The organism is Bacillus cereus group sp. BfR-BA-01347, assembly GCF_022663835.1.
Classification (GTDB): Bacteria; Bacillota; Bacilli; order Bacillales; family Bacillaceae_G; genus Bacillus_A; species Bacillus_A thuringiensis_K.
The window spans coordinates 46,524-72,874 of record NZ_JAKUGG010000001.1; the positions used below are offsets into that span (position 1 = coordinate 46,524).

Consider the following 26,351-nt stretch of genomic DNA (forward strand, 5'->3'; position numbering starts at 1 on the left):
ATCCTCACTGATTATTAATTTGCACCGAATCTTATTATTGACGTCAATATATGTAAGCGTTATCATTAGGTTGTTAACAGTACATACAAAGGGGAGAATGTATATGTTAGTTCAAACTATATTTGGCATGGATAAGTCTAAAAAATTAGGGGATTATGTGAACGTATTACAAGCGCTTTGTGAACAATATAATGTTGAAACAGATAAAATTGCAATTATTGAGGCGACAGAAGAGTACTATTTATTTTTAATAAAGCAAGAAGATTGCTACGATGTTGTCAAAGTAGAAACAGTGGATACAAATATCGATTATTATACGAGAGCGTATAAAATAAGTAGTTTTAATCATACTGCTTCTCAAATGTAAAAAACTCCCTTTTGGGAGTTTTTTTAGGATGCTTTTACTTCATGAGATTCGGTTAGCAAGGGGACTTTTTTCGCACCACTTAGCTTAGCGATTGTAAGGCCGATAAGAGATCCAGCTAATGCAGGTACTAGCCAGCCTATTCCTTCATTATATAAAGGGATAAATTCAAAATATGATGTGATAAATGAAACGGAAATACCACCTTGTTTTAATCCATCAAATACGCTTACGATTGCTGCTCCAATCAAAGCGCCTACATAAACGGAGCGATATCCACCGAAGTATTTATGAAGTAATGATAGTAGTACGAGTACAATCGCAATTGGATACACAACAAGTAGAATTGGAACAGAGATGGCAATGATTTTTGTTAAACCTAAGTTGGCAACTAGTAACCCTAAAGCACAAATGATACTTGCGAACATTTTGTATGAAAATGTAGTTAATAACGTTGAAAAATATTGGCTGCATGCAGATACGAGTCCAACACATGTCGTTAGGCAAGCGAGTGTAACGATAAGAGATAATAGAAGCAAACCGTACGGACCGAATAATTGTTGTACGATAACAGTAAGTAACTGTCCACCATTTTTTGCATATCCGAGAGAGACGCTAGTTGCCCCGAGCCAGCCGAGTGCACCATATACAAGTACGAGCCCTGTAGCGGCACTAAGCCCTGCTTTTGCTGTGGCGATGGCAATGGACTTACGATTATTCACACCTTTAGAGCGAATTGCATTTACAACGATAATTCCGAATGCAAGTGCTGAAATGGTGTCCATTGTTAAGTAGCCTTCCATAAATCCTTTGAAGATTGGAGAAGTTTGATACTCTTGCATTGCTGGTCCTGATTGCCCAAGTGGTGTGAATACACTTTTAACAAACAATAAGAAAATTGAGAGTAATAAAATAGGTGTTAATATATTTCCAATACGATCAACAAGTTTAGATGGATTCAAACTCAGCCAAAATACGATAGTAAAGAAGATGATTGTATATACAAATAGCACTAGGCTGCTAGAGCGGATTGTTTCTGGTAAGAAAGAACTAACACCCATTTCATAAGCGACATTTGCAACACGTGGGATGCCCATGGATGGACCGATGGCAATATATACAACTACCGTAAAGAAAATTCCGAATAATGGATGAACATGACTTGCAAGTTGCTGCATTCCATTTCCTGATAGAGAAATTGCGATAACAGTAAGTAGTGGTAAGCCAACTCCTGTTAGTAAAAATCCAATCATTGCTGGCCAAAAGTTTTCACCTGCGTTTTGTCCAAGCATGGGAGGGAAAATTAAATTACCTGCCCCAAAAAATAAAGAAAATAGCATAAGACCCGTGAAAAAAATATGTTTTTTTGATACAGTGTTCATTGTTTTTCCTCCTTTTTCATTCATTCATTTGTAAGAACACAAAAAAACTCGTCCCTAAAGAAAGGGACGAGTTATATTTACCCGCGATACCACCCTAATTTACACATGTAGAAATAAATCTATATGTATACGGCTTTGCAACGTACAACATGATACGTGTTCCTTGTAACGGGGGACGGCCGGTAAGAACTTACTGTAACATTCGGTTCTACTTCTCGGAGATGATTTTCGGTTACGCACTGAACGTTGGCTTTCAGCAAATCGCCAACTCTCTGGGGAACAGTTCTATAACGTACTCGTTCTCGTCAATGAATTTTTATTCAAGTATTCTGACAGTATTGTTGCATGTTTTTTTTAGAAAGTCAATATGTTTTTTGGAAGATATATTTATATACGAAAATATCGAAAGTGATATTCGTTGTTGTAAAGGGAATGATGAATTGTAAAATGGGAGTAAAAATTTGCGGAGAATTGTAAAATTTATAGAGAAAATTGATATTTATAGGAGTGAAGAAGGGATTGTTTGAATTTATAGAGAATAATACAACAATCCACTTGCTGGAAAGAACAAACCAAAAGAGGTGACTGAAATGCTTGCGATGGGAGTATTATTTGGCATTATTGCTATAATTGGTTTTATGTGGTTATATTATTCGCGTTCGTTTAAACAAGCAGAAGTTTTACTCTTTCAAAAAGGTAGTTTGTTGACAAATCAGTCTAGATATTTAGTATGTCCGAAGTGTGGAAGTGCACAGGCTAGAAGTGGAGGATATCAAGAGTGTTGCAAAATTAGATTATGAAAGAAAGGAAGCCTCACATTATTTTGTGAGGCTTCCTTCCTTACAACTTCATCGCGCTCCAAATTGTCCATCGATCTCTTTCAATAATAGGAGAGACGTTTTGTAATGCGGTCTGTATATGATGTAGAAGTTGAGAAAGTTCATCATCTGTTAACTCATATAGAATGGATCGACCTGTTCGAGGAGATAAATCTTGCAATAATGCTTCTACAGAATCATGTATTTTGCGTATTTCCCATTGTGTTTGTGTGGGAAGTACATGAAGAGAATGTTTTTGTAATTCTGTCTGTATAGTGTTGGTTTTTGGACGTCTTTTTGACTCTATTTCAATAAGTTTTGGAAATAGAGAGAAAAAATATCCGCGAATGTGTTCGGGACTTCCTGGAATTGTACAATCTTCAATTGTTCGATCTTGTAAAATAAGTACACCGTTTTTATTTAATATACGAGAAGCTTCACGTAAAAATGTAGGAATGTCTTGTAAATGATGAATAACTGCGCGAGAAATAACTATGTCGAATGTTTCATTAAGGTATGGGAGATTATGTGCATCACTGTGGACGAATGAAATATTTGGGAAGTTTTTACAATTTTCTTTTGCAGCTTGTAAAATTTCTTTTGAAAAATCAAGTCCCACAACATTTTTTGCTCCCATAAGAGCGAGTTCTTTCGTATAAATTCCGCCACCACAGCCGATATCAATTATTTGCTTGTTTTGTATTTCTGTAATGTTTTTTACCATTTCAGCCCAAGAAATATGAGCGTTTCTTGTTGCATATGTGTACTTATTATTTTCATCATGAAAATTAATGGACATGATAAAGACCTCCTTTCAATGATTAGTATAGCGTATTTAATAGGATGTCACGTTTTTGTTTTATGTATGAAGATTATAAGGATTTCTTATCGTAAAAGGAGGATTAATTTGAAAGGGAAATATGTATTGGTGTTGTTGTTTGTTATGTTACTAGCAGCTTGTGGTCAAGTTGAGCCAAAAAAAGAAACAAAAAAAATAGAAGAGACGGTGAATGAAGTGAAAGAAACAATAGGGGTAACCGTTATACAAAGAAAACATAAAGAGAAAAAGTTGCAAGAATCAGAAGCGAAGTTAGTAATAGACATTTTGGATAAAGCTGAAAAACAAGAAATAACAGGAAGCTTCGGTGAACCTGAATATGAAATACACATTAGTAGAGATGGGAAAAAAGAAACTTATTATGCATGGTTAAGGGGAGAAGATAGACGAGGATGGGTGCAATATAAGAAAGCTATGTATATGTTGAATGAAAAAGATACGGAAAAGCTTTTGGATATATTTCCAAATGTCTCAGAACAAAAAGAAGATGAGATGCAGGTAAGCCCTTTAACGGAAGTAACAAAAAAAGATTTGCAGATTACCGCGTTTCATATTAAAACAGGCGATCAAAACGTGAATTATATGGTACGGTATACGATTTCACAATCACTATACAATAAGTTAGTGAAGGAGAAAGAATATTATTTGCAACTCAATTTTCCAGAAAAAGTTCAAAAATTAATTGGCGCAAAAGAGAGTGAAATGATTTTAGGTGAAAAAGTAAAGGAAGGGTATAAGCAATATGAATTGCATGCTACTGTGCAGGTAAAAAGCGCTTCAGAATCACAATTAAAATCATTAGAAACATATTACGAAAATTATGATTTGAAAATATTAAACAGTGAAAAAGAAAAAATAGGTTTGTTTCAAAATATAATTCAGATTGTTAAAGATTATGGTGAAAAAATGAATTTTCAAAGATAAAGTGAGACTTTAATTAGCCCTTACTGATTGGAATGAATGTAAACTCGTCAAATCTATATGGCCTTTCCTAGGAAATGATAATAGAGAGGGGAAAACACCCCTCTCTATTACTTTGCTTTTGTAGATGGCTCATTCATTGATTTTCGTGTAATAAGAAAAGAAATCATAAGAGCGGAAAGGATGACAAGGGCAATAAATACGTGATTGGGCAACAAATCTAATAATAATACGTAACTAACGGTATAAAAAATAAGAGTTGAAGCTAAAAACGATAGAGCACCTATTATAAGAGATTGTAAATTCATTTGTGTACACCTCCTTTTATTTATATTTTTGGCTTAAAATGGATTATATAAACATTATTTCTAATAATAGAAAAAAATATGTCATAATAGAGAAAAGAACAAGCTTTGATGAATGAATATGATTCATTAATGAGAGATAAAGGAGAGGAATATGAAAAATAATAAAAAAGGATTATGGGGAATTATTGTTGCGATAGGTCTATTTTTACTGTCTAAGTTAAAGTGGGTATTTGCATTTTTTAAATTAGCAAAGTTTTCAACGGTATTTAGTATGTTTCTATCGCTTGGCGCATACGCAGTTCTATATGGTTGGAAATTTGGAGTAGCGCTCATTTATTTGTTGTTTGTTCATGAAATGGGCCATTTATGGGCTGCCAAAAGAAAGGGGATTCCAACATCGCCAGCAATCTTTATTCCATTTATGGGGGCCCTTATTGGAATGAAAGAGATGCCGAAAAATGCGAAAGATGAAGCTTACATTGCCTATATGGGTCCGCTTTTCGGACTTCTGTCATTTTTACCAGCGATACCGCTTTATATAATGACGAAAGAGCCATTTTGGGCGCTTGTTATTTTGCTTGGAAGTATGATTAATTTCTTTAATTTAATTCCCGTTTCGCCGCTAGATGGTGGGAGAATTATTTCAGTTGTCAGTACTAAAATTTGGGGAGCAGGCCTTATTTTATTACTTGGCTATTCAATTTACTTTAAAAGTATTTTGGGAGGATTTATTGTTATTATCGGTTGTATGGAGTTATATAGAGTAATAAAGAGAGATGAGCCGATTAAGGAATTAGGGCATAAAATTGATGGGATGAAAGAATATGTTACTAGGCTTGAAGAGGAATTAAAAGAAACGGGTGCTGTACATCGGACTATATATGTGATGCATCATGAGATGCATGCATTAAGACAAAGAGAACGGGAAAAAGAGTTACAAATAGGTGAACTTCAAAAAATGGAAGTGTTAGAGTATCTTTTACCGAAGTTCGAACCGTTAGATTATGTTCCATATGAAGATGAAAAAGATGAGTATACAATTCACATAAGGGAAGCATTTGAAGCGTCAGAAAGAAAATTAAATGAATGGAAAACAGAAAAGGAACAACAAGAAAACTATTATAAAGTGGATGCGAAAACGAAATGGACAGTATTTGCTTGTTATATCGGATTAATGGCTATACTCGGTTACACAGCTTATGAAGGATATATTGTTTTACAAGATTATTTGCCAACGAGAAATGTATAGAAAAACATTGTCGAAATGATAGGAAGAATTAATACAGGAATTATATTTCTACGAGAGAATGTTACATGTATAGTCATACGTTGTAATATTTTTAGTAGAGAAGGAGTTCTGTATATGAAGAAATTGTTAAATGTATTTGGAATTATTATCGTGATGATCATGGCTAGTTATAGTCTTATGAAAGTGCTGTTACATTATGCGAATAAGCCTGCTGAGGTAAATACAATAGCTCAAATAGAAGATGTGCAAGAAGAGACAAAAGTGCTAGATTTTATTCGAATGACACATGAAAGCTATAATAATTTCTTAAATTACGGTAAAGCAGAGAATTATACAGACGGGGATTGGAATCAATTTAAGCAATGGTTTCAACAACAAGAACAATCTTTAAAAAATATACATACGGAAATAAAGAATGAAAAAATAAAACGCGATGTAAATAGAAGCTATGAAATTGTAAAAAAAGGTGTGGAACTTCAAAATATTGAGTATGTAGTGTATGCCCACCGTGTATATCATGACTTGGATATTATCGTAAATAAATATAGAGGTGAAACGAATATCTGGGGGTATACGGAGTTTGGCGATGGGAAAGATATAAAAGTAATTGAACAAGCTATACAAACAAAATAATAAGCTAGCTAGAATTCTAGTTAGCTTATTTTGTTTTGTAAATGCAATGTTCATATATTATTCACAAAAACACCGTGTTAATAGTGATTAAAATCACAATCTGCATTATAAGATTCAGTTAAACTAAAAACAGTTAAGGAAATAGAGGAGTGGGATACAATGTTAAGTACAAAAACAATTGAAATCGTAAAGTCAACAGTACCATTATTACAAGAAAAAGGTGTTGAAATTACAACGAGATTCTATCAAATTTTATTTTCGGAACATCCAGAGTTGTTGAATATTTTCAACCATACGAATCAGAAAAAGGGAAGACAACAACAAGCGTTAGCGAATGCTGTTTATGCAGCTGCAACGTACATTGATAATTTAGAAGCAATTATTCCAGTTGTAAAACAAATTGGTCATAAGCATAGAAGTTTAGGGATTAAAGCTGAGCATTATCCGATTGTAGGTACATGTTTACTACGTGCCATTAAAGAGGTCGCAGGTGCACCTGATGAAGTTTTAAATGCATGGGGAGAAGCATATGGTGTCATTGCTGATGCATTCATTAGCATTGAAGCAGAGATGTATGAAGAAGCTGCACATAAAGAAGGTGGATGGAAAGACTTCCGCAAATTTGTGATTGTTAAAAAAGTGAAGGAAAGCGATGTTATTACGTCATTTTATTTGAAACCTGAAGATGGAGGGAAAGTTTCTTCATTCATCCCAGGTCAATATGTAACGGTTCAAATCAATATTGAAGGTGAGACATATACACATAATCGTCAATACAGTTTATCCGACGCTCCTGGGAAAGAATATTATCGTATTAGTGTAAAAAAAGAAAAAAGTGTAGATACACCAGACGGTAAAGTGTCTAATTACTTACATGAACATGTAAAAGAAGGAGATGTTTTACCAGTAAGTGCACCAGCAGGAGATTTCGTGTTAAATATGGATTCAACATTACCAGTTGTACTAATTAGTGGTGGAGTAGGGGTTACACCGATGATGAGTATGTTAAATACGTTAATTGAACAAGATTCAAAACGTAATGTATATTTTGTTCATGCAGCAATAAATAGTAATACACATGCAATGAAAGAACACGTTAAGGCAGTAGAAAATGAATATGAACAAGTTAAAGCATATACTTGTTATTCTGCACCGACTGAAAAAGATTTAGAAATGAAGAACTTTGATAAAGAAGGTTACATTGAAAGTGAGTGGTTAAAAACTATTATTCCGACAACTGAAGCAGAATTTTATTTCTGTGGTCCAGTAGCATTTATGAAGCATATAAATGCTGCACTAACTGATTTAGGTGTGAAACAAGAGCATATTCATTATGAATTTTTCGGCCCAGCAACAAGCTTACAATAAGCAAAAAAACGAGGTATTTATTTTACCTCGTTTTTTATTTGTTCTCGTAATAAACGGTTTACTGTTTCACGGCGTATACCTATCAGTTGGCCAATTTCGGTTTGTGTTAATATTTCATATATAGGAATGTCACCTAAATATAGGGTGAACCATTCTTGTAAACGATGAAGACGTTCTTTCGGAGAGACGGTTGTCAGTTGATCAATTCGTTGTTGCATCATTCTTAATTTAGATTGCAATTGCATAGCGATGTTAGCATACGATTCGGGATTTGCTTGAAGTCTCTCGTACCATTCATTACTAGTGATCGGTTCCACTTCTGTTTTTATTAAAGCGATAGCTGTACCGTGATATTCTTTCGGCGAAATTAAAGAATGATGAGGTATCGTTTCACCTGGAACGATAATGTTGAATAAAAATGGTGTTCCGTCTTCTTCTAGCCGAACTACTTTTAATAAGCCTGTTTTTATAAAGTATAAAGGACCGTCCTCGCCTTGACGGAATAGTACATCTCCTTTGTGTAGAATCAATGTTAGCCCCCCATTAATATGTTTCTATTTCTTCTATTTTAGCGTATATGTATATAGACAATATGCTATTTCAACAGCAATTTCATTGACGAAATGTATGCTATTACAGTAGTATACTATTTAGTGTGTAATAGTACTAGCAATGAATACGCTGTAGGGGGTTTAGTATATTGTTAGATGCGATGAGAATGACGGATATGAGAATTCCGGCGAATGCTATCATTCATGTAGAAGAGATGAAAGGTGGAGTCGTTTTATCCGTTGAAGTAGACGGCCAAATTATTTATACGATGGCTTATGATGAAGAAACAGATAGTTATGCTGAATTATATGATCGAAACGATAAGAGGGCGTGCCAAGTACATGAAGACTTCATGGGATGGTCACTTCTTCATTAAAAAAGATGTCAATATGACATCTTTTTTTATTAAATCGATAGAATATACAAAGAAATGAAATATAAGGATAAAATTTGTAATAATTGATTTTGCATTGTTAGCGCTCTGTAACTGCAAGTGAACTATTTTTTCGCTATCATAAAGATAACAGTCGCAGTTATAGGAGTGGTCAACTTGAAGAAAGTACATATTTCAAATTATATGTTATTATGTGTTTGTTTAATTTTATTTGTTCTCCTCGGAGGATTTTTATATTCATGTGTATAAGAAAAACGCATTCTAAAAAGAATACGTTATAAAAGGGAAATAATGATTAATCTAGTTCCAAGAATAATTAACGTAATACGTAATAAATTAATTACGGCATTTCCACTTAGTTTTGTATTAATGTAAGCCCCGATTTTTCCGCCGATCCATGCACCCGGAATCAGGATTAATGCATAAATCCAGCTGACATTTCCAAGTGAGATGTGAGTTGCAGAACTTACAATTGCTGATAGAAATACGATGAACATTGAAGTTGCTACTGCAATATGTGCTGGGAATGCAAAAAGAAGCATCATTGCTGGAACAAGTAAGGCACCGCCACCAATTCCAAATAATCCAGATATAAACCCAACTATAAAGGCGATAAAGATAGCAAGAAACGGTGGGAATTGGTAGTGTACAGTATTTCCATCATTATCTGTAAAAGAACGCTTAATTACAGACGTATTTGAGAGGGAAAGAGGTTTTAATTTGTCTCGAAGCATAAGTAGAATTGAGACGAATATAAGGAAAATCCCAAAGTATAAAGAAAATGTGTCTTGGTTTAAAAATTTATTTGCCCATGATCCAATAATACCACCAGGGCCGCTTCCGATAAATAAAATAAGTCCACTTTTATAATCTACTCGCTTATGCTTCATGTAAGTAAGGGTGGAAGATAGTCCTGTGAAAACGACTGTTACCATAGAAGTCCCTACTGCAAGTTGTGGTGATAAACTGTGTAATCCAATTAATAACGGAACAATAATAATTCCGCCTCCAAGCCCAACTAGGCTGCCGACTGTTCCGGCGATTAGTCCGATGAAAAGTAACATGATGTATTCCAAAATTGCCAACTCCTCTAAATAACTTATCCACCAATTATTATACACGCTTTTTAATGAGAAATAGGCTTGTTCACAAAAAAGTCGTCTTCCTAGAAAAATAAGGAAGACGACTTTTGATTAGAAAACAAAATGTAATAGGTAGTAAAACAGAGCAGCTAAAGAAGCTGAAATAGGAAGTGTAATAACCCATGTAATTAACATACGTTTTGCAGTTCCCCATTTTACCCCTTTCACACGGTGAGAAGCACCAACCCCTAAAATAGAAGAAGAGATAACGTGCGTCGTACTAACCGGTAAGTGAATGAATGTTGCACCGAAAATAACAAGTGATGATGATAAATCGGCAGCTACACCATTTACAGGACGGATTTTCATAATTTGTCCACCGACAGTTTTAATAATTTTCCATCCACCGACAGAAGTACCAAGCCCCATTGCGATAGCACAAGATAATTGTACCCAGAACGGGATATCGCTAGAAGTATGATAGTTATTAGCCATAAGAGCCATCGTAATAATTCCCATTGCTTTTTGTGCATCATTCGTACCGTGTGTGTAGGCTTGTAATGCCGCAGTGAAAATCTGGAATATACGGAAGTTCTTATTCGTTTTCGTTAAGTTAAAGTTTTTAAATACTACTTTAAAAATACTGTATACGATATAACCAATAACGAAAGCGATAATCGGTGAAATGATTAAAGCTTCAATAATTTTAATAAATCCTTTAAGATTTAGCGAGCTAATCCCAGCGGCCGCAATTGCTGCACCTGCGATTGAGCCGATAATTGCATGCGAAGAACTACTTGGAATACCGTAGTACCAAGTAATTAAGTTCCAAGCTATTGCCGCAAGCAAAGCAGCTAAAATTACAAGAGAACCATTTTGTAAGGCGAATGGATCAACGATATCTTTTGTAATCGTTTTTGCTACACCTGTAAATGTCATTGCGCCTAAAAAGTTCATAATAGCCGCCATAATAATGGCATGTCTAGGCTTTAGAGCTTTCGTTGAAACAGCCGTTGCAATAGCGTTTGCTGTATCGTGAAATCCATTGATAAAGTCAAAAGCTAAAGCGCAAATGACTACTAAAACGGTCAGTATCAAGAGTGTATCCATGATCAAACTCCTTACGCGTTCTTCATAATAATTGTTTCTAATACGTTTGCAACGCTTTGACAGCTATCAGCTACTTCTTCAAGCTCTTCGTAAATCTCTTTAAATTGAATAATCTTAATCGGATCTTTTTCACGAGAGAATAAGTTCTTAATCGCATGACGGCGAATATCATCACACTGTGATTCATAATCCTTAATCTTAATCGCATTTGTACGAATGTCGACTAATTTTTTGTTAGACATTAATTCAACAGAGTTTGCAATCTCAATCGCACATTGATTAATTGCTTCTACGAATTTAATCATGTATTCATCAGCTTCTGTAATAGAATACATTTCGAACAGACCAGCACTGTGATCTAATCCGTCTAATACATCATCCATACTCATTGCAAGTTGTAGGATGTCCTCACGCTCAATTGGAGTGATAAACGCTTTGTTTAACTCCATAATGATTTCGTGAATAAATGAGTCACCTTTTGACTCATACTCTTTCATGCGCATAGAAAACTCTTTTAAATCGCTAGCATTTTTAATTTTATACTCCACGAAAAACTGCGCGCCTTCTTTTAAATTTTCGGAAACATTCATTAACATTTCAGAAAATTTATCTTTTTTTGATTTAAAGACCATTATTGTTACCCCCACAAAAGTAATATATGTAAAATATATTGGCTAATCAATTCTAACAAAAAACTGTCGTTTTTTAAAACATTTTATCGAAAAGTTTACAAAAACTTAACATAACTCTCGTTGTTCTATTAATAATATTAATATCCAATAGTGAATATCTTACTTGTAGAATGTCCTTTTCTTGCAAAAAGTATGAATGCAAAAGAAAAGCTTTACACTATAGGAATGACTACGTTATTATAATAAATTTAAAAGGCGGTATATTCTTCCTTTTAAAAAGAAGAGTGTAAATAAATGAAGGAAGTGAACGAATGAAATTGAAGAACACTCATTTTAAAAAAATGCTTGAGTGGTTCAATAAGAGGAAGAAACTTCGTAATTCATTAATTGTATTGGGAAGTGTATTCGTTACTCTATTTATTGCTGTAAATATAATAATTTCCATTCAAGACATATCTGAATTAAAACAAGCTGTTCCACAACCGACTTTAATTTATGATGCAAATAATGAGGTTGCAACAAAATTAGCTTCTTCAAAAACAGAAGGCGTTAAAAGAAAAGATATTCCTGATATTATGGTTCAGGCAATTGTTGCAGTAGAAGATAAGGAATTTTTTAACCATCATGGTATTTATTATAGTGGAATTATAAGTGCGGTTTTTAAAAATATTACAGCAGGAGAAGTTGTAGCTGGGGGAAGTACAATTACACAGCAGCTTGCGAAGAATGTATTTCTGACACAAGACCGCACATTTTCGCGTAAAATAAAGGAATATTTTTTAACAAAAAAAATAGAGCGTACGTATACGAAAGATGAAATTATTGAAATGTATATGAACCAAATTTATTTTGGTGAAGGTGCTTGGGGTATAAAAAGGGCGGCTAAATCTTATTTTGATAAAGATGTAAAAAATTTAACAATTTCAGAAGCTGCAACGATTGCGGGCTTAATTAAAGCGCCGTCTGCGTATTCACCTTATAAAAACTTTAACAAGTCAATTGAAAGACGTAATGTTGTATTAAGTTTAATGAAAGAGCAAGGGTATATTTCTGACGAACAGTATAGTAAAGAAAAAGAGAGCGGACTTGTGTTAAAACGAGGCGTTGATGATAAATACAAGGGAAAATACTCTCAATATGTAGACTATATTGTTAGAGAAGCGATGGAAAAGTACGAATTAACACAAAATGAAATTTTAGCGGGTGGTTATCGTATCTATACAGAGCTTGACCCGAAAAAACAACAGGCTGTAGAAGACGTTGTGAATAATGATAGTTATTTCAAAGATAGTGGCTCAGACCAACTTATGCAAACGGGTGTAGTTCTTATGAATCCAAAAACAGGTGGTGTACCAGCTCTAGTTGGAGGCAGAGGGCCGTATCAGTTTTTACAGTTTAACCATGCAACGCAATTAAAAAGACAACCTGGCTCAACGCTAAAGCCTTTGGCTGTATATGTACCAGCGTTAGAACAAGGATATGAAGTATACGATATATTAAAAGATGAACCATTTAACATTAAAGAATATAAACCACAAAATAGCGATCATACTTTTCACGGTGATGTGACAATGTATGAAGCTGTGGCAAAATCGTACAATGTTTCGGCTGTGTGGCTATTAGAACAAATTGGATTAGATAAAGGATTGAAATCTTTAGAGCGATTTGGTATTCCATTAGTACCAGAAGATCGTACGTATCCGATTGCTTTAGGCGGTATGCATGTGGGGACATCTCCATTTGTAATGGCTCAAGCATACAGTACATTTGCAAATGACGGTGTCCAAGTGGAAGCTCATGCAATTAGAGAGATACAAAATGCTGAAGGTGAAACGATTGGAAAGTGGTATAAGAAAGAGACACGAGTGACGAGCGAGAAAATTTCTCAAAAGATGACATATTTATTAAAAGGTGTTGTGGAAAAGGGAACGGGCGAAAAGGCGAAAGTTACTAATGTTGATACAGCAGGTAAGACAGGAACTACTCAAATTGTAAATGGCCCGAGCACCGGTGCAAAGGATTCATGGTTTGTTGGATACACACCAGATTTGGTAGGTGCGATTTGGGTAGGATATGATAAAACAGATAGCGATCATTATGTTCCAGGTGGTAGTCAAATTACGACGACAATGTTCCGGGATATTATGAAAAAAGCGAACGCAAATCCAGCTCAAAAAGCGTTCCAGTTATCGCTCATATCTGAGGCTGATTATAAAAAACAATTGACTACAATAGAAGAGGAAAAACGAAGAAAAGAAGAAGAGAAGAGAAGAAAAGAAGAAGAACAACAACGAAAACAAGAGCAACAAGAGTGGCTTGATAAAGTGAAAGAATGGATTCCTTCATTTTGGTAAAAGAAAGAGGCGAATAAAGAAATTCGCCTCTTTTTTTGTATGAAAACAAAATGAAATTTTAATCGGTAGAGATTTTTGTCTATCTTAATTAGCTATTAATCCATATCCGTTGAGATACATAATATTACTCGTTAAGTATAATATTCGTACTGCCAAAAGATTCGGAATCGTATGTGACGATTATTTTGCCTTTACTAATAGGTTCGTAAGGTAATTCCTCTTCGTAATTACCGTTATTTTCATTGTGGATAGAAAGTGTAATTTCATCGATTTTTTTATTTGTATACTGATCTTTAATCGTTTCAGCAATCTGAAGTAACGCCTCGGAACTAGAAGCTTTTGTAATAAGCATTCCTTTTATAACTTTTTTTTCATTCTTTGTGGCATTGGAATAAGGGATGTTGCTTTGTTTCGTATATAGAAGTTTGTATGGAGTAGTTTTTCTCTCTGCTTTTGATATAGTGGAATATTTTAGAGTTAAAAAACATCCTAAACATAAAATAATGCATACCATAAGTGCAAACCAAATGCGTATTAGTGACATAACTCTCATTTTCATCCCTCTTTCATATCTTTGACTTCACTATTTATCATACAAAATGAGGATTAAGATAGAGTAAATTTGAGGTAAAGAAACGTAAAGAAGGAGCACTTATCCTCCCAAATAAGTGCTCCTTTCTATATAAAGAGAGATTTAATGCACGGTTAAACGATACATATTATTATAAATATAATTTTCAAGCGAAAATTAGTAAATTCGGAATACAGATAGTGTTGCAGTTGTATCGCCCGTGTTAGGAATAGAAATAGTGTTTGCTGTAGGTTGTACAGAAATTGTTGTACCAGCTTGTAAAGTAACGATTGTAGAGAACGATACAGCACTACCGATAACGTTAGTTGAGAAATTACGAGTAGGTGGTTGGCCGTTGAATGAAATACCGAATCCAAACGGTGAAGAGCCTGGGAAAGTTGTAGACGCTGAGAAACTAATATCATATACGCCTGTTTCTAAAATTGTTAAAGTATCTGCAGTGTCATTGAAATTAATGTTATTTATTTCAAAAACTTGATTAAATTGGATATTTGTTCCAGGGGATATTGTTTGAGCATTGGAGTTTCCGATTGCCGCGATCGTTACAGGAATTGGGGTACCCGCTGGTCCAGTAGCACCAGTAGCACCTGCTGGTCCTTGAATACCTTGAGCACCCGTAGCGCCAGTAGCGCCCGCTGGTCCTTGAATACCTTGAGGCCCTTGAGGTCCAGTAGCGCCCGCTGGTCCTTGAATACCTTGAGCACCCGTAGCGCCAGTTGCACCCGCTGGTCCTTGAATACCTTGAGGCCCTTGAGGTCCAGTAGCCCCCGCTGGCCCTTGAACACCTTGAGCACCCGTAGCGCCAGTGGCACCCGCTGGCCCTTGAACACCTTGAGCACCCGTAGCGCCAGTAGCACCCGCTGGCCCTTGAGCACCTTGAGCACCCGTAGCGCCAGTAGCACCTGCTGGCCCTTGAATACCTTGAGGCCCTTGAGGTCCAGTAGCACCCGCTGGTCCTTGAATACCTTGAGGCCCTTGAGGTCCAGTAGCACCCGCTGGCCCTTGAACACCTTGAGCACCCGTAGCGCCAGTGGCACCAGTAGCACCTGCTGGTCCTTGAATACCTTGAGGCCCTTGAGGTCCAGTAGCACCTTGAGTGCCCGCTGGTCCCTGAGCGCCTTGAGGTCCTTGAGGTCCAGTAGCACCAGTAGCACCCGCTGGTCCTTGAGGTCCAGTAGCACCGGTAGCACCCGCTGGTCCTTGAGGCCCGGTAGCACCGGTAGCACCCGTAGCGCCAGTAGCACCTGTTGCTCCTCCGCCTCCAAGGCAACCTGATCCGTATTGAACTAGGATAGTTTGGATTTCTGTTATGAGTCTAACTAGTTTGTCGATCGTACAACAATCTACTTTGAATAACTTAGCGATATACAATAAATAATTAAGCAAGCTTTGTAGCTCAACGTATAATGCTCCACATGAGAAAGGTGTTGTTCTTAAAATAGTTAATAAATTAGCAATAATAGAATTTCCAATTTGTTTTTGTGCTGGGGATAAATCTAAGCAATTGAGGAATTTTTGTAAGTTATTTAGGGCAGCGATTAAGTTATCTATATTATTTTGAGAAGGGTTTTGAAAGACAGCTTGAATAGCTTGGCCAAGAGCTTGAAGAAGTCTAACGAATTCTGTAAGTTCGGACTTAGAGATGTTAATATGACTACAAGCTCTTACTTCGCAACAATCATTACCATAAAATACTTTTCCTTTATTTTTATTGTTCATCTTTTCATTCCTTTCTTTCATAGAATCAATAGTCATTACTATATATTAAAATGAAATTTATACTAAATTCGTAATGGACAAACTACCATTTATAAAAAAATAAGGAATTGGCCCACTTAGCAAAAAGTAAGTAAGGTATAGAAGGATTTATATAACGTAAAGAAGAAAAGTTCAATATAAAAAACTGCATGTCAATTGTTGAAGGATTAACAATTGGCATGCAGTTCGTGGATTGGATTTTATTTGTATTGATTTAATCTTTCAAGGGCTGTTTTAGGTAAGATTGGAATTGAAATAGTAAAAGTTGTACCATTTTCATTACTAGTCATTTTTAATGTACCGTTATGATTTTGAATGATTTTTTTCGTTACTGACAAGCCGAGCCCTGTACCGGAATCTTTTGTTGAGAAGAATGGATCAAAGATATATTCTTGAATGGCTCGTGGAATACCAGTTCCATTATCAGTGAAAGTAATACGGACAAAATTATCAAGGCGGTAACTAGCGATTTGTATAGAAAGTTTTTTTTCGCTTTGAGCATCGACAGCGTTCTGGAATAAGTTTAAAAAAACTTGTACAAGTTCATGACGATCAATATGAACTAATATATCATCTAATTCGGTAGAAAAATTATAATCAATTGAAATGTTATGTAAAAAGACTTCACTAGCTAATAACTGTTGAATATACTCACGTAAAAATGTATTAATGGGAAAGGGTTCTCTTTTAAATTCACGTGTTTTTGAAATAGATAAAAATTTTGTAATGATACTATTTGCGCGATCTAATTCAGGAATAAGTAAGTTTTTAAATAGTTCTTTATTAGATGGAGAAACATTTTCTTGTAAAAATTGTAAATATCCTCGTACGGTTGTAAGAGGATTACGTACTTCATGTGCAATACCAGCCGCGATTCGCCCTGCTAACGAAAATTTTTCTGCATCACGTTCTGTATTTAAATAATGAAAGACACTAATAACTCTAAAAATCTCTCCGTTATAATCACGAATAATTCGGTTATTTAAAATGCCATAGTTTTTGTCTAAAACTTCTTCATTGTATATTTCTGTGCCTGTTCTTAATGTTTCTAGAGCTTTAATTTTTTCTTCAGGCAATTTTAGTAATTGTTGAATTGGTTTTCCAATTATATCATTTCGTACTACACCAAAATCATCTGCAGCAGCTTGATTACATAAAGTTATATTTCCTTTATTATCAACAAAGGTTACATGATGTGAAAAAGCATCAAAAATATGAACAAAGTATGTTTCAAGTTGTTTAAATAAAAATAATGAGTCGCAAGTAAGTTGAAAATCGGCCTCTTTATTTTCTTTTTGTATGTTTTGAATGGAATGAGTCGATCTCGTTTTCTTTATTTGTAAACCAATATGTGAATTTTTATATGTGAAATGATGTGGTAATTGATTTACAAGTTCTTCATAAAAACGTACTTTATTTTCTAGTTCTTCTATTCGTTTTTCATGAGATATAATATCATCGTTTGGAAGCATAAATAACCCCTCAATTTAAAAATTCTTCCATCTAGTATATCATATTTTTATACGGATACTCTTAAAGAAGAGACTACTTAATAAAATTGATTGGTCGAAGTGTTCAGTAATTGAGTAGAATGGATAGAAGGTGAAGTTAAAAAGGGAGGAATATATTTGCTTTTCATTGGAGTAACAGGGTGGGGAGATCATGATTCTTTATATATAGACGCCTATGAAAATAGAAATAAATTACGAACATATAGTGAGTATTTTTCTATTGTAGAAGTGGACAGTTCATTTTATGCGATGCAACCTGCACGAAACTATATAAAATGGGCAATGGAAACACCGAAAGATTTTTCTTTTATAGTAAAAGCATATCAAGGAATGACAGGACATATGAAAGGTGAAATTCCTTTTTCTACGTTCGATGAGATGTTTGATGTATATAAACAATCTATTCTTCCTTTAATTGAAGCTAGTAAATTAAAAACAATTTTATTTCAATATCCGCCATGGTTTGATTGCAAAAAGAAAAATGTAGATTTTCTTCGATATACGAAAGAAAAAATGGAAGGTTTACCATGTGCAATAGAATTTCGAAATCAAACATGGTTTTATCCAGAAATGAGAGATAAGACGTTACAGTTTCTAGAACAGGAGAAATGGATTCATACAATTTGTGATGAACCACAGGCTGGGATAGGTTCTGTGCCACTCGTGTTAGAGGTTACGAATTCAGACATGGCATTAATACGTTTTCACGGTCGAAATGTTCATGGTTGGCTTGATAAAGGGGAAAATTGGAGAGCGGTTCGCTGTTTATATCGCTACAACAATAAAGAACTGGAAGAATGGGTTGAACGATTAGAGCAATTAAAAAAGAAAACAAAGGATATATACGTACTGTTTAACAACAATTCAGGTGGGGATGCAGCAGATAATGCGAAACAGCTTATGAAAATGATGAACATTACATATGGTGAGCCGAAGCCGGAGCAATTAAATTTTTTTGAATGATAATAAACAAGAAAGGCACTGTACAAACAGGGGGAATGTACAGTGCCTTTCTATATGAAAAAGAGGGGTAACAATGTTACTGAGCGTTTGGTTGATTCATCAATTGTTGGCTTCATAATAAATGATAATGGTTATCATTATCATTGTCAATGGTTTTTCTAAAAATATATAAAAAACTTGTATATTTTAAATAGAGATAAAAAAAGAACAGCGATTAATGCTGTTCTTTTCCATTGACGAATTGTTGTAAATCAAAAGGAGTTATCGCTTGGATAAATTCTTTTGAGATAAGTGTTTGAACGAGAGTGCTCTCAGAGATAGAAGCACCTGTTTTCTTTTCATAAGCTTGTTTTAATAAATCAAGTTTTTCAGCCGTTTCTTTTGGTAATTCAATTGTAAGTGTGTTCATAATTTCTCCCCCTTATTATTAGAGTACCACTACAGTATAGGAGAGACAAGAAAAGAGAATATGAAATATAAAAAAGGTTACCAAATTTTCAAATGGTAACCTTTTTTATGTATAAGAGTTATTAAGCAATACCGATATACTTTAAAGTTTTTGATGGAGTACTGTGATCAAAGAAGTGTTGTAAAAACGCAATATCAACACCTGATTTGTATGCACAATAACCCCAAGTTTTTCGAAGTGTATGTGAGCTAATCCCTTCTAATCCAACTTCTTTTGCAGCTTTGTTTAAAATGTACCATGCATGTTGTCTCGTAATAGATTTTGTTCCTTTTTGAGATTTTAGCAATGGTTCATTACGTTTCCAAGTTTTACGTTCTTTCATGTAGTCTTCGATTGCGTGCTGTAAGTCTTCATTTACAGCAAACCATTTATGTTTCTTCACTTTTTCATTGTAAAATAAAATGGAATGGCGAACATTTTCATTTTCATCGATTACATCACTAACTTTTAATTGTAAGATTTCACTTACTTTTAAGCCAGAATTTACAGCTAATACGAATAATAAGCCATCACGTTTCGAAGATTGTAAAAGTATATTTTTGATAGTTTCTAATTGTTTTTCATTTTGAATAGGTTGTCCTGCTTGTTTCATTTCACGCACTCTCCTCTTTTATATGTGTAAAGGAAAGGATTAACTTGTTTCTTACTATAAAGGGAGAGTGTGAATTTCATGTGAACTCCTAGTGAAATTAAGACAAATTATTTGACTTCTTTTACTTTTTGTAAATTGAAATAGAATACAACACTGTTAGTCGTATTATACACACCGTACTCGGCATGATGAAGGTCTAAAATGTTTTTTACGATAGATAATCCAAGACCGGTACCTCCAGTGTGACGGCTACGTGATGCATCTAGACGATAGAAGCGATCCCAAATTTTTTCAAGACTTTCTTCAGGGATAGGGTTTCCTGTATTTTCGATTTCGACTTTTACGGTATCTTCTGCTTCTATAATGGAGACTTGTATTTTTTCTCCATCTGGCGTATAACGGATTGCATTACTTAGTAAGTTCACAACTACTTGCTCAATGCGACTGCGATTTGCTTTAACAAGTATAGAAGGGTCTGCATCGATGTTCACTTGTAAATGTTTTTCTTCCATGCTAAATAATAATTTTGTGTAGACTTGTTGCGTTAATTCACCGATTGAGAACGTCGTCATATCTAGTTTGTAAGTACCAGATTCCAACTTTGCTAATTCTAACATTTCAACAATCAGCCTGTTCATATTTTCTGTTTCTTCTAAAATAACATCAGTATAATACGAAGTATCCTTACTAACACCATCCTTAATTCCTTCTGCAAAACTTCTAATTACACTTAGCGGTGTTTTTAATTCGTGTGATACGCCAGAAATGAATTCTTTTCTTGTTTTTTCTAATTGACGTTCACGTTCAATATCTTGTTGTAACTTTGTATTAGCAACATTTAATCGATCGATTCGATCTTTTAAATTTACAGATAATGTATTGATACTGCCGGAAAGCCCGCCAATTTCATCGTCAGCTGTAACAGGTAATTTCTCGCTGAAATCAAAATTAGCCATTTTTTTTGTAACACGATTTATTTTAATTAATGGCTTAACAATGATTTTTGAGTAGTAGAAGGATAACAAAATAATTACGAGAAACACGATGATTAAGGCATAGACATAATAATCTTTTAAAACGAGCATTGCTTCATTAACAGGCTGCAAAGATGCTATCGCAAAAGCATATTCTGTAATCCTTCCATTTTCTATAATAGGTTTTACAAAGATACTATTTTTTATATTTTCTCCGCCATCTAATATGAAAGTACTTAATTGGTTCGAGTTAGAAGTGCCCTCTCTAATCATATCTGCAAAATATTGAACGGCTTGTAATGTTTCAATATCATTTGCAAGACGAACCTCAGCTTTGGATGGGAGCTGTAACTTAGTTATAACACCTGTAAAGATGATTCGAGTTGTAGATTTGTATCGGCTTGCAAGTCTGTTCTTAGAAGGGTTACCATTAATTGACTGAAAATCCGAATAGAAATGTTCGTTCTGCCATTGATTATAATTCGTTCCTAATTTTTGTGGTGTGATTATATTATTCTCTTGTACGACTCCATCAACATTGATTATTACATCTTTTTTTAAACCTAAATTTTCGAATTTATTATATTCTTCTGGTGTTAAAAGATTATTGAGTGGAATGGAATACTGTTTATTATTGTTGGGATTAAATACATCGATATAGTAATTGTTATCACTTTTAATAATACCGTTAGAATCCAAAAACTGCATATCTGCATTTGTTTTATCATGAAATTCTTGTTTTAGTTTTCTAACCTGCTCATAACTTTTATCACTTTTATCATAATTATCTACGAATTTTTCAAAAGCAGTTTGGACTGTTTTTACTTTTTTATTAATATAAAATTTCTCTAAAAATAGAGATTGTCCTAGGAAAAAAAGTAGGAATATGATTGTAAATAAAGTGGATGTTAATAAAAATAGTTTAAAGACGATACTTCTGTTTTTCACTGCGTCACCTCTTATGAGAAATACTGTAAATGATTTCTTTATTATAACAAACGTTACAAGAAAGTAGAGGGGAGAAATCTGTCTCTTTATAAAGTAGTTATTTATAAAAAGTCACATAAAAAGAACTCGCCAGACGTATGACAAGTTCTTTAGTGTATTATTGTTGAATTGCTGCATCTAAAGCGATTTCAATCATTTCGTTAAATGTAGTTTGACGCTCTTCAGATGTAGTTTCTTCGCCGGTGAAGATGTGATCGCTAACTGTTAATACAGATAATGCATTTACACCGTATTTTGCTGCTAATGTGTAAAGAGCAGTTGTTTCCATTTCTACTGCTAATACACCGTAATCTCCAAGTTTTTTAACCATGTCCATGCTTTCACGATAAAACACATCTGCTGTTAAAACGTTACCGACACGAACGTGTAATCCTTTTTCAGTTCCAGCATCATAAGCTTTCTTTAAAAGGTCAAAGTTTGCAGCTGGTGCAAAATCAAATCCTGGGAATGTTAAACGGTTCATATTAGAATCAGTACAAGCCGTCATTGCGATAATAACATCACGAACTTTTACATCTTTTTGAATTGCACCGCAAGTTCCAACGCGAATTAAATTTTTAACGCCGTAGCTTTGGATTAATTCGTTTACATAAATAGAAATAGAAGGAACACCCATACCTGTACCTTGAACAGATACACGTTTTCCTTTATAAGTTCCAGTGAAACCTAACATACCACGCACATTATTATAGCAAGTAACGTCCTCTAGAAATGTTTCAGCGATATATTTTGCACGTAATGGATCACCAGGTAATAGAATAGATTCAGCGATTTCGCCTTGTTTTGCTTCGATATGTACACTCATAAAAAAGTCCTCCTTATAATGTATTGATAGAAATCAATATCATTTGCATTATACACTACGAATCCTTTCAATTAAAATCTTTTTATTATTTGTAATATGTACAAAATAGGAGGATTTCATAAATCATAATCTAGAATATATATCTTAAGAAGTTTTGTATGAATAGAGACAATAAAAATGGTAGGTGATGTTTTGAAAAATCTTGTCATTGGGCTTATTGCGTTAGTACTTATTGTGGCAGGAGGATTTTACATAAAAAAATATCAAGAAAACGAAGAGACTGTAGGAGATGTTCAGGAAGTAAAGTGGGATGTTTCAAATGGAAAGGGAAATGAGAAAGTAGATATTGTATTTCAGTTGTTAAACAACAAGAATAATGAAATTCGTGGTGTAAATGATCAAATGAGGGCAGTGATTGTAGATGGACAGTTAAAAAACATACAACAAATTAAACCCACATTTGCAGGGAACGGGTCATATAAGTTATCTTCCAAAATAGCGAAAGACGAAGAATATACAATATTTTTATACGAAGACAAAAATAAGTCCGTAGAGTCATTCGCTAGGAAAGATTTTGGTAGAACGAAAGAGGAGAACAATAAGAAAAAAGTGAAATTTCCAATCGACAGTGTACTTACAAAAAAAATAGGAGAGTATGAAGTTTCTCTTTTATTTGGCGCATTACATCCGAATGAACCAGTTACGTTAACATTTCAGTTTCAAGCGAAAAAGGGTGGAAAATTGAAATTACATTCAGAGAGAGGGGAAGTAGAGTCACTCTATATAGTGGATGAAACGAAGGAGAACTTTTTATACGCTATGCCTGTAGATACGGATGAGCAATTACAATACCGGATTACATTTCCTGCCGAGGGCACGTATAAAATGTGGGGGAATTTCTATATAAATGGTAAGAAGTATGAAAAAGAATTTATTGTACAAGTTCAAAAAAGAAAAAACAGCTAAGAATTTAGCTGTTTTTTCTTTTTCCTATTAATTTTGTTACAGAGAGCATTGTAATTGGTAAAGAATGATTCTTCCTAAATGCTAAATATTTACCGCTCCATGCTGGTTTATATTTTTCTTTAAAATGTCGTAATCCGCTGAAACTATACGTATAGCGAACATTATTAAAGATCGCAGCAGCCACTCGTTCAGACCAGAAAGACTGTGTGGATAAACCAACATTTGAAAGTGGTGCCATACCAATATTAAAGGAGTGGTATTCATTTTCTTTTGCCCACTGGAATAAGTGGATGAAAATTGCGTCCATAATGCCGCTAGGCGCATCTGGGTAATATCGCATTAAATCGACAGATAATGATCCGTTTTGATATACGGGCATGAATGTTGTGAATGCAATGATTTTTCCATCCGCATCAGATAATGTTGCGATAGGAGCGCGACTAATATATTCACGATCGAAGTATCCGAGTGAAAAACCTTTCTCTTTTTTTCCACCAAGCCATGCATCTGAAACTTTTCTTAACTCTTCATATAATTCGTCGGAGAAAGGTGGCTCATGAATAGAGAATGTATAGCCTTCTCTTTCAAAACGGTTGAAAGTAGCTCGCATGCCAGCGCGTTTCTTTCCTGTTATTGTAAAGGTATTTAAATCAACAACAGCTTCTTCACCAAGCTTAAAGAAGTTATAACCAAAATCGTGGTATAAACTCATCCATTTACTTTCAATTTGATAGAATACACAAATGTATCCAAATCGATCAGCCTCAGCTAAAAACTCTTGCAATACAGTACGATAGGAGGAAGGGTCTCCAATTGGATCACCTAGTACAATAAGTCGTTTTCCAGTTATTGAGAAGAGAATGAGTGCTTTTCCATCACTACTGAAAAAGAACTGTTTATCTCCTAAAAAACCTAAATGACTAAGTACATTTCCACCATGTTCATCTAAGAAGTTTTGTAATCGTTTATCATTAGCTGGTTGCCCGGGAAATTCATTTCGATAACGATTTGCAATGAGTGAACCAATTAGTAAAAAAGTAGGAACAAAAAAGGCAGCTGCTAATGCACTTCGTTTCACTTGTGTAATATTACGAACGACAAAATCAGGTTTGAAAGCTTCTTTTGCACCTGCAAATAAAATACCTAAGTTTTTATATAAATATAACGTTACAAGTAGGAATATAAAAACTTTTACGATATCGGAAAGTGAGACTTCCATTTTCTCACGTACAAACCTTTTACGAAGCATATACAATACGGCGAGTACGATTAATAAAATAAAAGTTTCTTCAACATCAATTCCTTTTAGTGTGTTAAAAATAGCCGCTCCAATTAAAGAAACAATCGTCATATAATAAGAACGTTTTGTTCCGTAATATATCCCCCGCGAAAGAATGAGGAGGAGAATACCGAATGTTAGCGATAAGCTAAAAGAAAATTGAATAAGATGTTTTGGAGCTAGAATATGTAAGGCGTGTGCCCGATTTATACTTGTTGGTAGAATGGTTGATAAAATAACCATTAAGCCAGCAAATACTGTTAAAGCAGCAGATGCCCAAGAACCTAACTTTCCTAGAAAGTCACGCTGCAAAGTCCATATAACACCAGTTGTCTCTAATGCAGGCGCAATAAAAGGTTTATCTTCAAACTTTTTAATGGCTACTCCTGTCATTTCAAAAGCTGCAAAAATGAGACCAAGGCAGAAGGGCAAGATGTAATAGACGAGACGATATAATAACATAGCAGGGAGTAAAACACCTGTATCGATGCCGTATTGCCCAAGCCCAGTTAAGAAGACAAGATCAAATGATCCAAGGCCACCAGGAACAAGACTAACGACACCAGCTAAAGCAGCAATAACATATACGCCTAAAAACTTTTGGAATTCGATTTCAATGCCAAATAATAGTAATATGACGTACATAACAATACCAGCAGATACCCATTCGACTAATGAAACTAATGAGTATAAAACAGTTGGGTTTTTCTCCTCTTCTTCTTGTTCCTCTGTTTGCGTCGCTTTTCTATTTTTTAATTTAGAAAATCCGATATATATAGGGACGAAAAGAGCGAAGAAGATAAGAACAGGCCATAGCCATGGTTTTTCATGCAGAATAAATCTCGTGTCTAATATTCCGATAAGACCAAGAAATGAAAGAATGGCTAATCCATTAATAAAGGCAGTTGTCATCCAAGCGATACTTTTAATAAGTTTTCCATTTTCTTTTATATATGGACGATAAAGCATTGTGCGTACGCCGGCCCCAACAAGACCACCAAACCCGATAAATCCATTTAAAGTATTAGCAATCCACGAGATACGGAAAATCTTTTGGACAGGGATATCAGCTTTTAAGTAACGAAGCATAACATAGTCATAAAAGAACATTGTTGATACAGCGAATGCACCAAGTGTAATTGCTAAAAAGACTCCTCCGGTTGGAATGTTTTTAATTGTATCAATCGCTTCTAAAAAAGAAATGCCCGCTAGTTCTTTTTTTGCTTGAAAGAATACAATTGTTAATACAACAAATGGGAAGATAATTTTCCCGATTTGTAAGAAACGTTTCCATGAAAACGACATAAATACAACTCTCCTTGTATAAGAAAACTGAGACAATAATATTATTATGACAAACTTCAAGAAAAATAAAAAGGTAAAATCCTGTATAGGCGAGCTATTTTTTATATAGGTATATTTAAAGGAA

Annotated in this window: 25 protein-coding genes and 1 other annotated feature; of the genes, 10 read left to right on the plus strand and 15 right to left on the minus strand. The window is 34.5% G+C overall.

The window, feature by feature from the left end:
* Positions 1–28: 28 nt before the first annotated feature.
* A complete protein-coding gene (locus MR143_RS00255; RefSeq protein ID WP_116777483.1) occupies positions 29–367 on the plus strand; it encodes a DUF3922 domain-containing protein in 339 nt (112 codons plus the stop codon).
* A 23-nt stretch (positions 368–390) separates the two neighbouring features.
* Here MR143_RS00255 and brnQ3 read toward each other — a convergent pair whose 3' ends face one another.
* Positions 391–1,746, minus strand: a complete 1,356-nt coding sequence (gene brnQ3 / locus MR143_RS00260; RefSeq protein ID WP_242280589.1) for a branched-chain amino acid transport system II carrier protein BrnQ3 — start codon at positions 1,744–1,746, stop codon at positions 391–393.
* 59 nt (positions 1,747–1,805) lie between these two features.
* Positions 1,806–2,064, minus strand: a binding site (T-box leader).
* Positions 2,065–2,336: 272 nt separating this feature from the next.
* Between brnQ3 and MR143_RS00265 the strand changes: the two genes are divergently transcribed.
* The gene (locus MR143_RS00265) at positions 2,337–2,546 is read left to right on the plus strand and encodes a hypothetical protein (RefSeq protein WP_000880630.1); all 210 of its coding nucleotides are present in this window, start codon (positions 2,337–2,339) and stop codon (positions 2,544–2,546) included.
* Positions 2,547–2,586: 40 nt separating this feature from the next.
* Here MR143_RS00265 and MR143_RS00270 read toward each other — a convergent pair whose 3' ends face one another.
* Positions 2,587–3,363 carry a class I SAM-dependent methyltransferase gene (locus MR143_RS00270; RefSeq protein ID WP_199718194.1) on the minus strand — a complete coding sequence of 259 codons (777 nt, stop codon included), beginning with the start codon at positions 3,361–3,363 and terminating at the stop codon, positions 2,587–2,589.
* A 108-nt stretch (positions 3,364–3,471) separates the two neighbouring features.
* On the opposite strand from MR143_RS00270, the gene MR143_RS00275 reads away from it, so the two are divergent.
* Positions 3,472–4,326, plus strand: coding sequence for a YhfM domain-containing protein (locus MR143_RS00275; protein WP_000677058.1), 855 nt, complete (start codon positions 3,472–3,474; stop codon positions 4,324–4,326).
* A gap of 107 nt (positions 4,327–4,433) precedes the next feature.
* On the opposite strand, the gene MR143_RS00280 is transcribed toward MR143_RS00275, so the two are convergent.
* Complete coding sequence (locus MR143_RS00280) at positions 4,434–4,631, minus strand: hypothetical protein (protein WP_001053357.1); 198 nt, start codon at positions 4,629–4,631, stop codon at positions 4,434–4,436.
* Positions 4,632–4,782: 151 nt separating this feature from the next.
* Here MR143_RS00280 and MR143_RS00285 point away from each other — a divergent pair, with 151 nt between their 5' ends.
* The 3 genes from MR143_RS00285 to hmpA all read left to right on the plus strand — a co-directional run bounded on the left by MR143_RS00285 (position 4,783) and on the right by hmpA (position 7,881).
* Positions 4,783–5,880, plus strand: a complete 1,098-nt coding sequence (locus MR143_RS00285) for a site-2 protease family protein (RefSeq protein WP_000794471.1) — start codon at positions 4,783–4,785, stop codon at positions 5,878–5,880.
* 114 nt (positions 5,881–5,994) lie between these two features.
* Positions 5,995–6,513 (plus strand): hypothetical protein, encoded by a 519-nt coding sequence (locus MR143_RS00290; protein ID WP_000735213.1) that lies wholly within the window; start codon positions 5,995–5,997, stop codon positions 6,511–6,513.
* 159 nt (positions 6,514–6,672) lie between these two features.
* Complete coding sequence (hmpA, locus tag MR143_RS00295; RefSeq protein ID WP_000953333.1) at positions 6,673–7,881, plus strand: NO-inducible flavohemoprotein; 1,209 nt, start codon at positions 6,673–6,675, stop codon at positions 7,879–7,881.
* Positions 7,882–7,898: 17 nt separating this feature from the next.
* On the opposite strand, the gene MR143_RS00300 is transcribed toward hmpA, so the two are convergent.
* Positions 7,899–8,411, minus strand: a complete 513-nt coding sequence (locus MR143_RS00300; protein ID WP_000600582.1) for a Crp/Fnr family transcriptional regulator — start codon at positions 8,409–8,411, stop codon at positions 7,899–7,901.
* Positions 8,412–8,581: 170 nt separating this feature from the next.
* On the opposite strand from MR143_RS00300, the gene MR143_RS00305 reads away from it, so the two are divergent.
* On the plus strand, positions 8,582–8,809 hold the full coding sequence (locus MR143_RS00305; protein WP_000883009.1) for a hypothetical protein: 228 nt from the start codon (positions 8,582–8,584) through the stop codon (positions 8,807–8,809).
* A gap of 293 nt (positions 8,810–9,102) precedes the next feature.
* Here the strand turns inward: MR143_RS00305 and MR143_RS00310 are convergent, their stop codons facing one another.
* The 3 genes from MR143_RS00310 to MR143_RS00320 all read right to left on the minus strand — a co-directional run bounded on the left by MR143_RS00310 (position 9,103) and on the right by MR143_RS00320 (position 11,651).
* Positions 9,103–9,903: a sulfite exporter TauE/SafE family protein gene (locus MR143_RS00310; RefSeq protein ID WP_000455762.1), complete on the minus strand. Its 801-nt coding sequence runs from the start codon at positions 9,901–9,903 to the stop codon at positions 9,103–9,105.
* A gap of 117 nt (positions 9,904–10,020) precedes the next feature.
* The gene (locus tag MR143_RS00315) at positions 10,021–11,019 is read right to left on the minus strand and encodes an inorganic phosphate transporter (RefSeq protein ID WP_000380272.1); all 999 of its coding nucleotides are present in this window, start codon (positions 11,017–11,019) and stop codon (positions 10,021–10,023) included.
* Positions 11,020–11,030: 11 nt separating this feature from the next.
* Complete coding sequence (locus tag MR143_RS00320; protein WP_000231449.1) at positions 11,031–11,651, minus strand: DUF47 domain-containing protein; 621 nt, start codon at positions 11,649–11,651, stop codon at positions 11,031–11,033.
* A gap of 311 nt (positions 11,652–11,962) precedes the next feature.
* Between MR143_RS00320 and MR143_RS00325 the strand changes: the two genes are divergently transcribed.
* Complete coding sequence (locus tag MR143_RS00325) at positions 11,963–14,005, plus strand: transglycosylase domain-containing protein (RefSeq protein WP_000769237.1); 2,043 nt, start codon at positions 11,963–11,965, stop codon at positions 14,003–14,005.
* Positions 14,006–14,129: 124 nt separating this feature from the next.
* Here MR143_RS00325 and MR143_RS00330 read toward each other — a convergent pair whose 3' ends face one another.
* The 3 genes from MR143_RS00330 to MR143_RS00340 all read right to left on the minus strand — a co-directional run bounded on the left by MR143_RS00330 (position 14,130) and on the right by MR143_RS00340 (position 17,827).
* Positions 14,130–14,558: a hypothetical protein gene (locus MR143_RS00330; RefSeq protein WP_001265550.1), complete on the minus strand. Its 429-nt coding sequence runs from the start codon at positions 14,556–14,558 to the stop codon at positions 14,130–14,132.
* 195 nt (positions 14,559–14,753) lie between these two features.
* A complete protein-coding gene (locus tag MR143_RS00335) occupies positions 14,754–16,316 on the minus strand; it encodes a Gly-Xaa-Xaa repeat protein (RefSeq protein WP_242280590.1) in 1,563 nt (520 codons plus the stop codon).
* A gap of 239 nt (positions 16,317–16,555) precedes the next feature.
* Positions 16,556–17,827: an ATP-binding protein gene (locus tag MR143_RS00340; protein WP_000937259.1), complete on the minus strand. Its 1,272-nt coding sequence runs from the start codon at positions 17,825–17,827 to the stop codon at positions 16,556–16,558.
* A 156-nt stretch (positions 17,828–17,983) separates the two neighbouring features.
* On the opposite strand from MR143_RS00340, the gene MR143_RS00345 reads away from it, so the two are divergent.
* On the plus strand, positions 17,984–18,829 hold the full coding sequence (locus tag MR143_RS00345; protein WP_074594467.1) for a DUF72 domain-containing protein: 846 nt from the start codon (positions 17,984–17,986) through the stop codon (positions 18,827–18,829).
* Positions 18,830–19,043: 214 nt separating this feature from the next.
* Here the strand turns inward: MR143_RS00345 and MR143_RS00350 are convergent, their stop codons facing one another.
* The 4 genes from MR143_RS00350 to deoD all read right to left on the minus strand — a co-directional run bounded on the left by MR143_RS00350 (position 19,044) and on the right by deoD (position 22,677).
* Positions 19,044–19,238 (minus strand): DUF3924 domain-containing protein, encoded by a 195-nt coding sequence (locus MR143_RS00350; RefSeq protein WP_001094860.1) that lies wholly within the window; start codon positions 19,236–19,238, stop codon positions 19,044–19,046.
* A gap of 121 nt (positions 19,239–19,359) precedes the next feature.
* Positions 19,360–19,890: a tyrosine-type recombinase/integrase gene (locus MR143_RS00355; RefSeq protein WP_000806236.1), complete on the minus strand. Its 531-nt coding sequence runs from the start codon at positions 19,888–19,890 to the stop codon at positions 19,360–19,362.
* Positions 19,891–19,997: 107 nt separating this feature from the next.
* A complete protein-coding gene (locus MR143_RS00360) occupies positions 19,998–21,812 on the minus strand; it encodes a sensor histidine kinase (protein WP_000797512.1) in 1,815 nt (604 codons plus the stop codon).
* Positions 21,813–21,969: 157 nt separating this feature from the next.
* Complete coding sequence (deoD, locus tag MR143_RS00365) at positions 21,970–22,677, minus strand: purine-nucleoside phosphorylase (RefSeq protein ID WP_000110707.1); 708 nt, start codon at positions 22,675–22,677, stop codon at positions 21,970–21,972.
* Positions 22,678–22,854: 177 nt separating this feature from the next.
* On the opposite strand from deoD, the gene MR143_RS00370 reads away from it, so the two are divergent.
* Entirely contained in the window at positions 22,855–23,643 is a 789-nt protein-coding gene (locus MR143_RS00370; protein ID WP_000232607.1) for a hypothetical protein, read from the plus strand.
* 4 nt (positions 23,644–23,647) lie between these two features.
* Here the strand turns inward: MR143_RS00370 and mprF are convergent, their stop codons facing one another.
* A complete protein-coding gene (gene mprF, locus MR143_RS00375; RefSeq protein WP_000010848.1) occupies positions 23,648–26,227 on the minus strand; it encodes a bifunctional lysylphosphatidylglycerol flippase/synthetase MprF in 2,580 nt (859 codons plus the stop codon).
* Positions 26,228–26,351 lie beyond the last annotated feature (124 nt).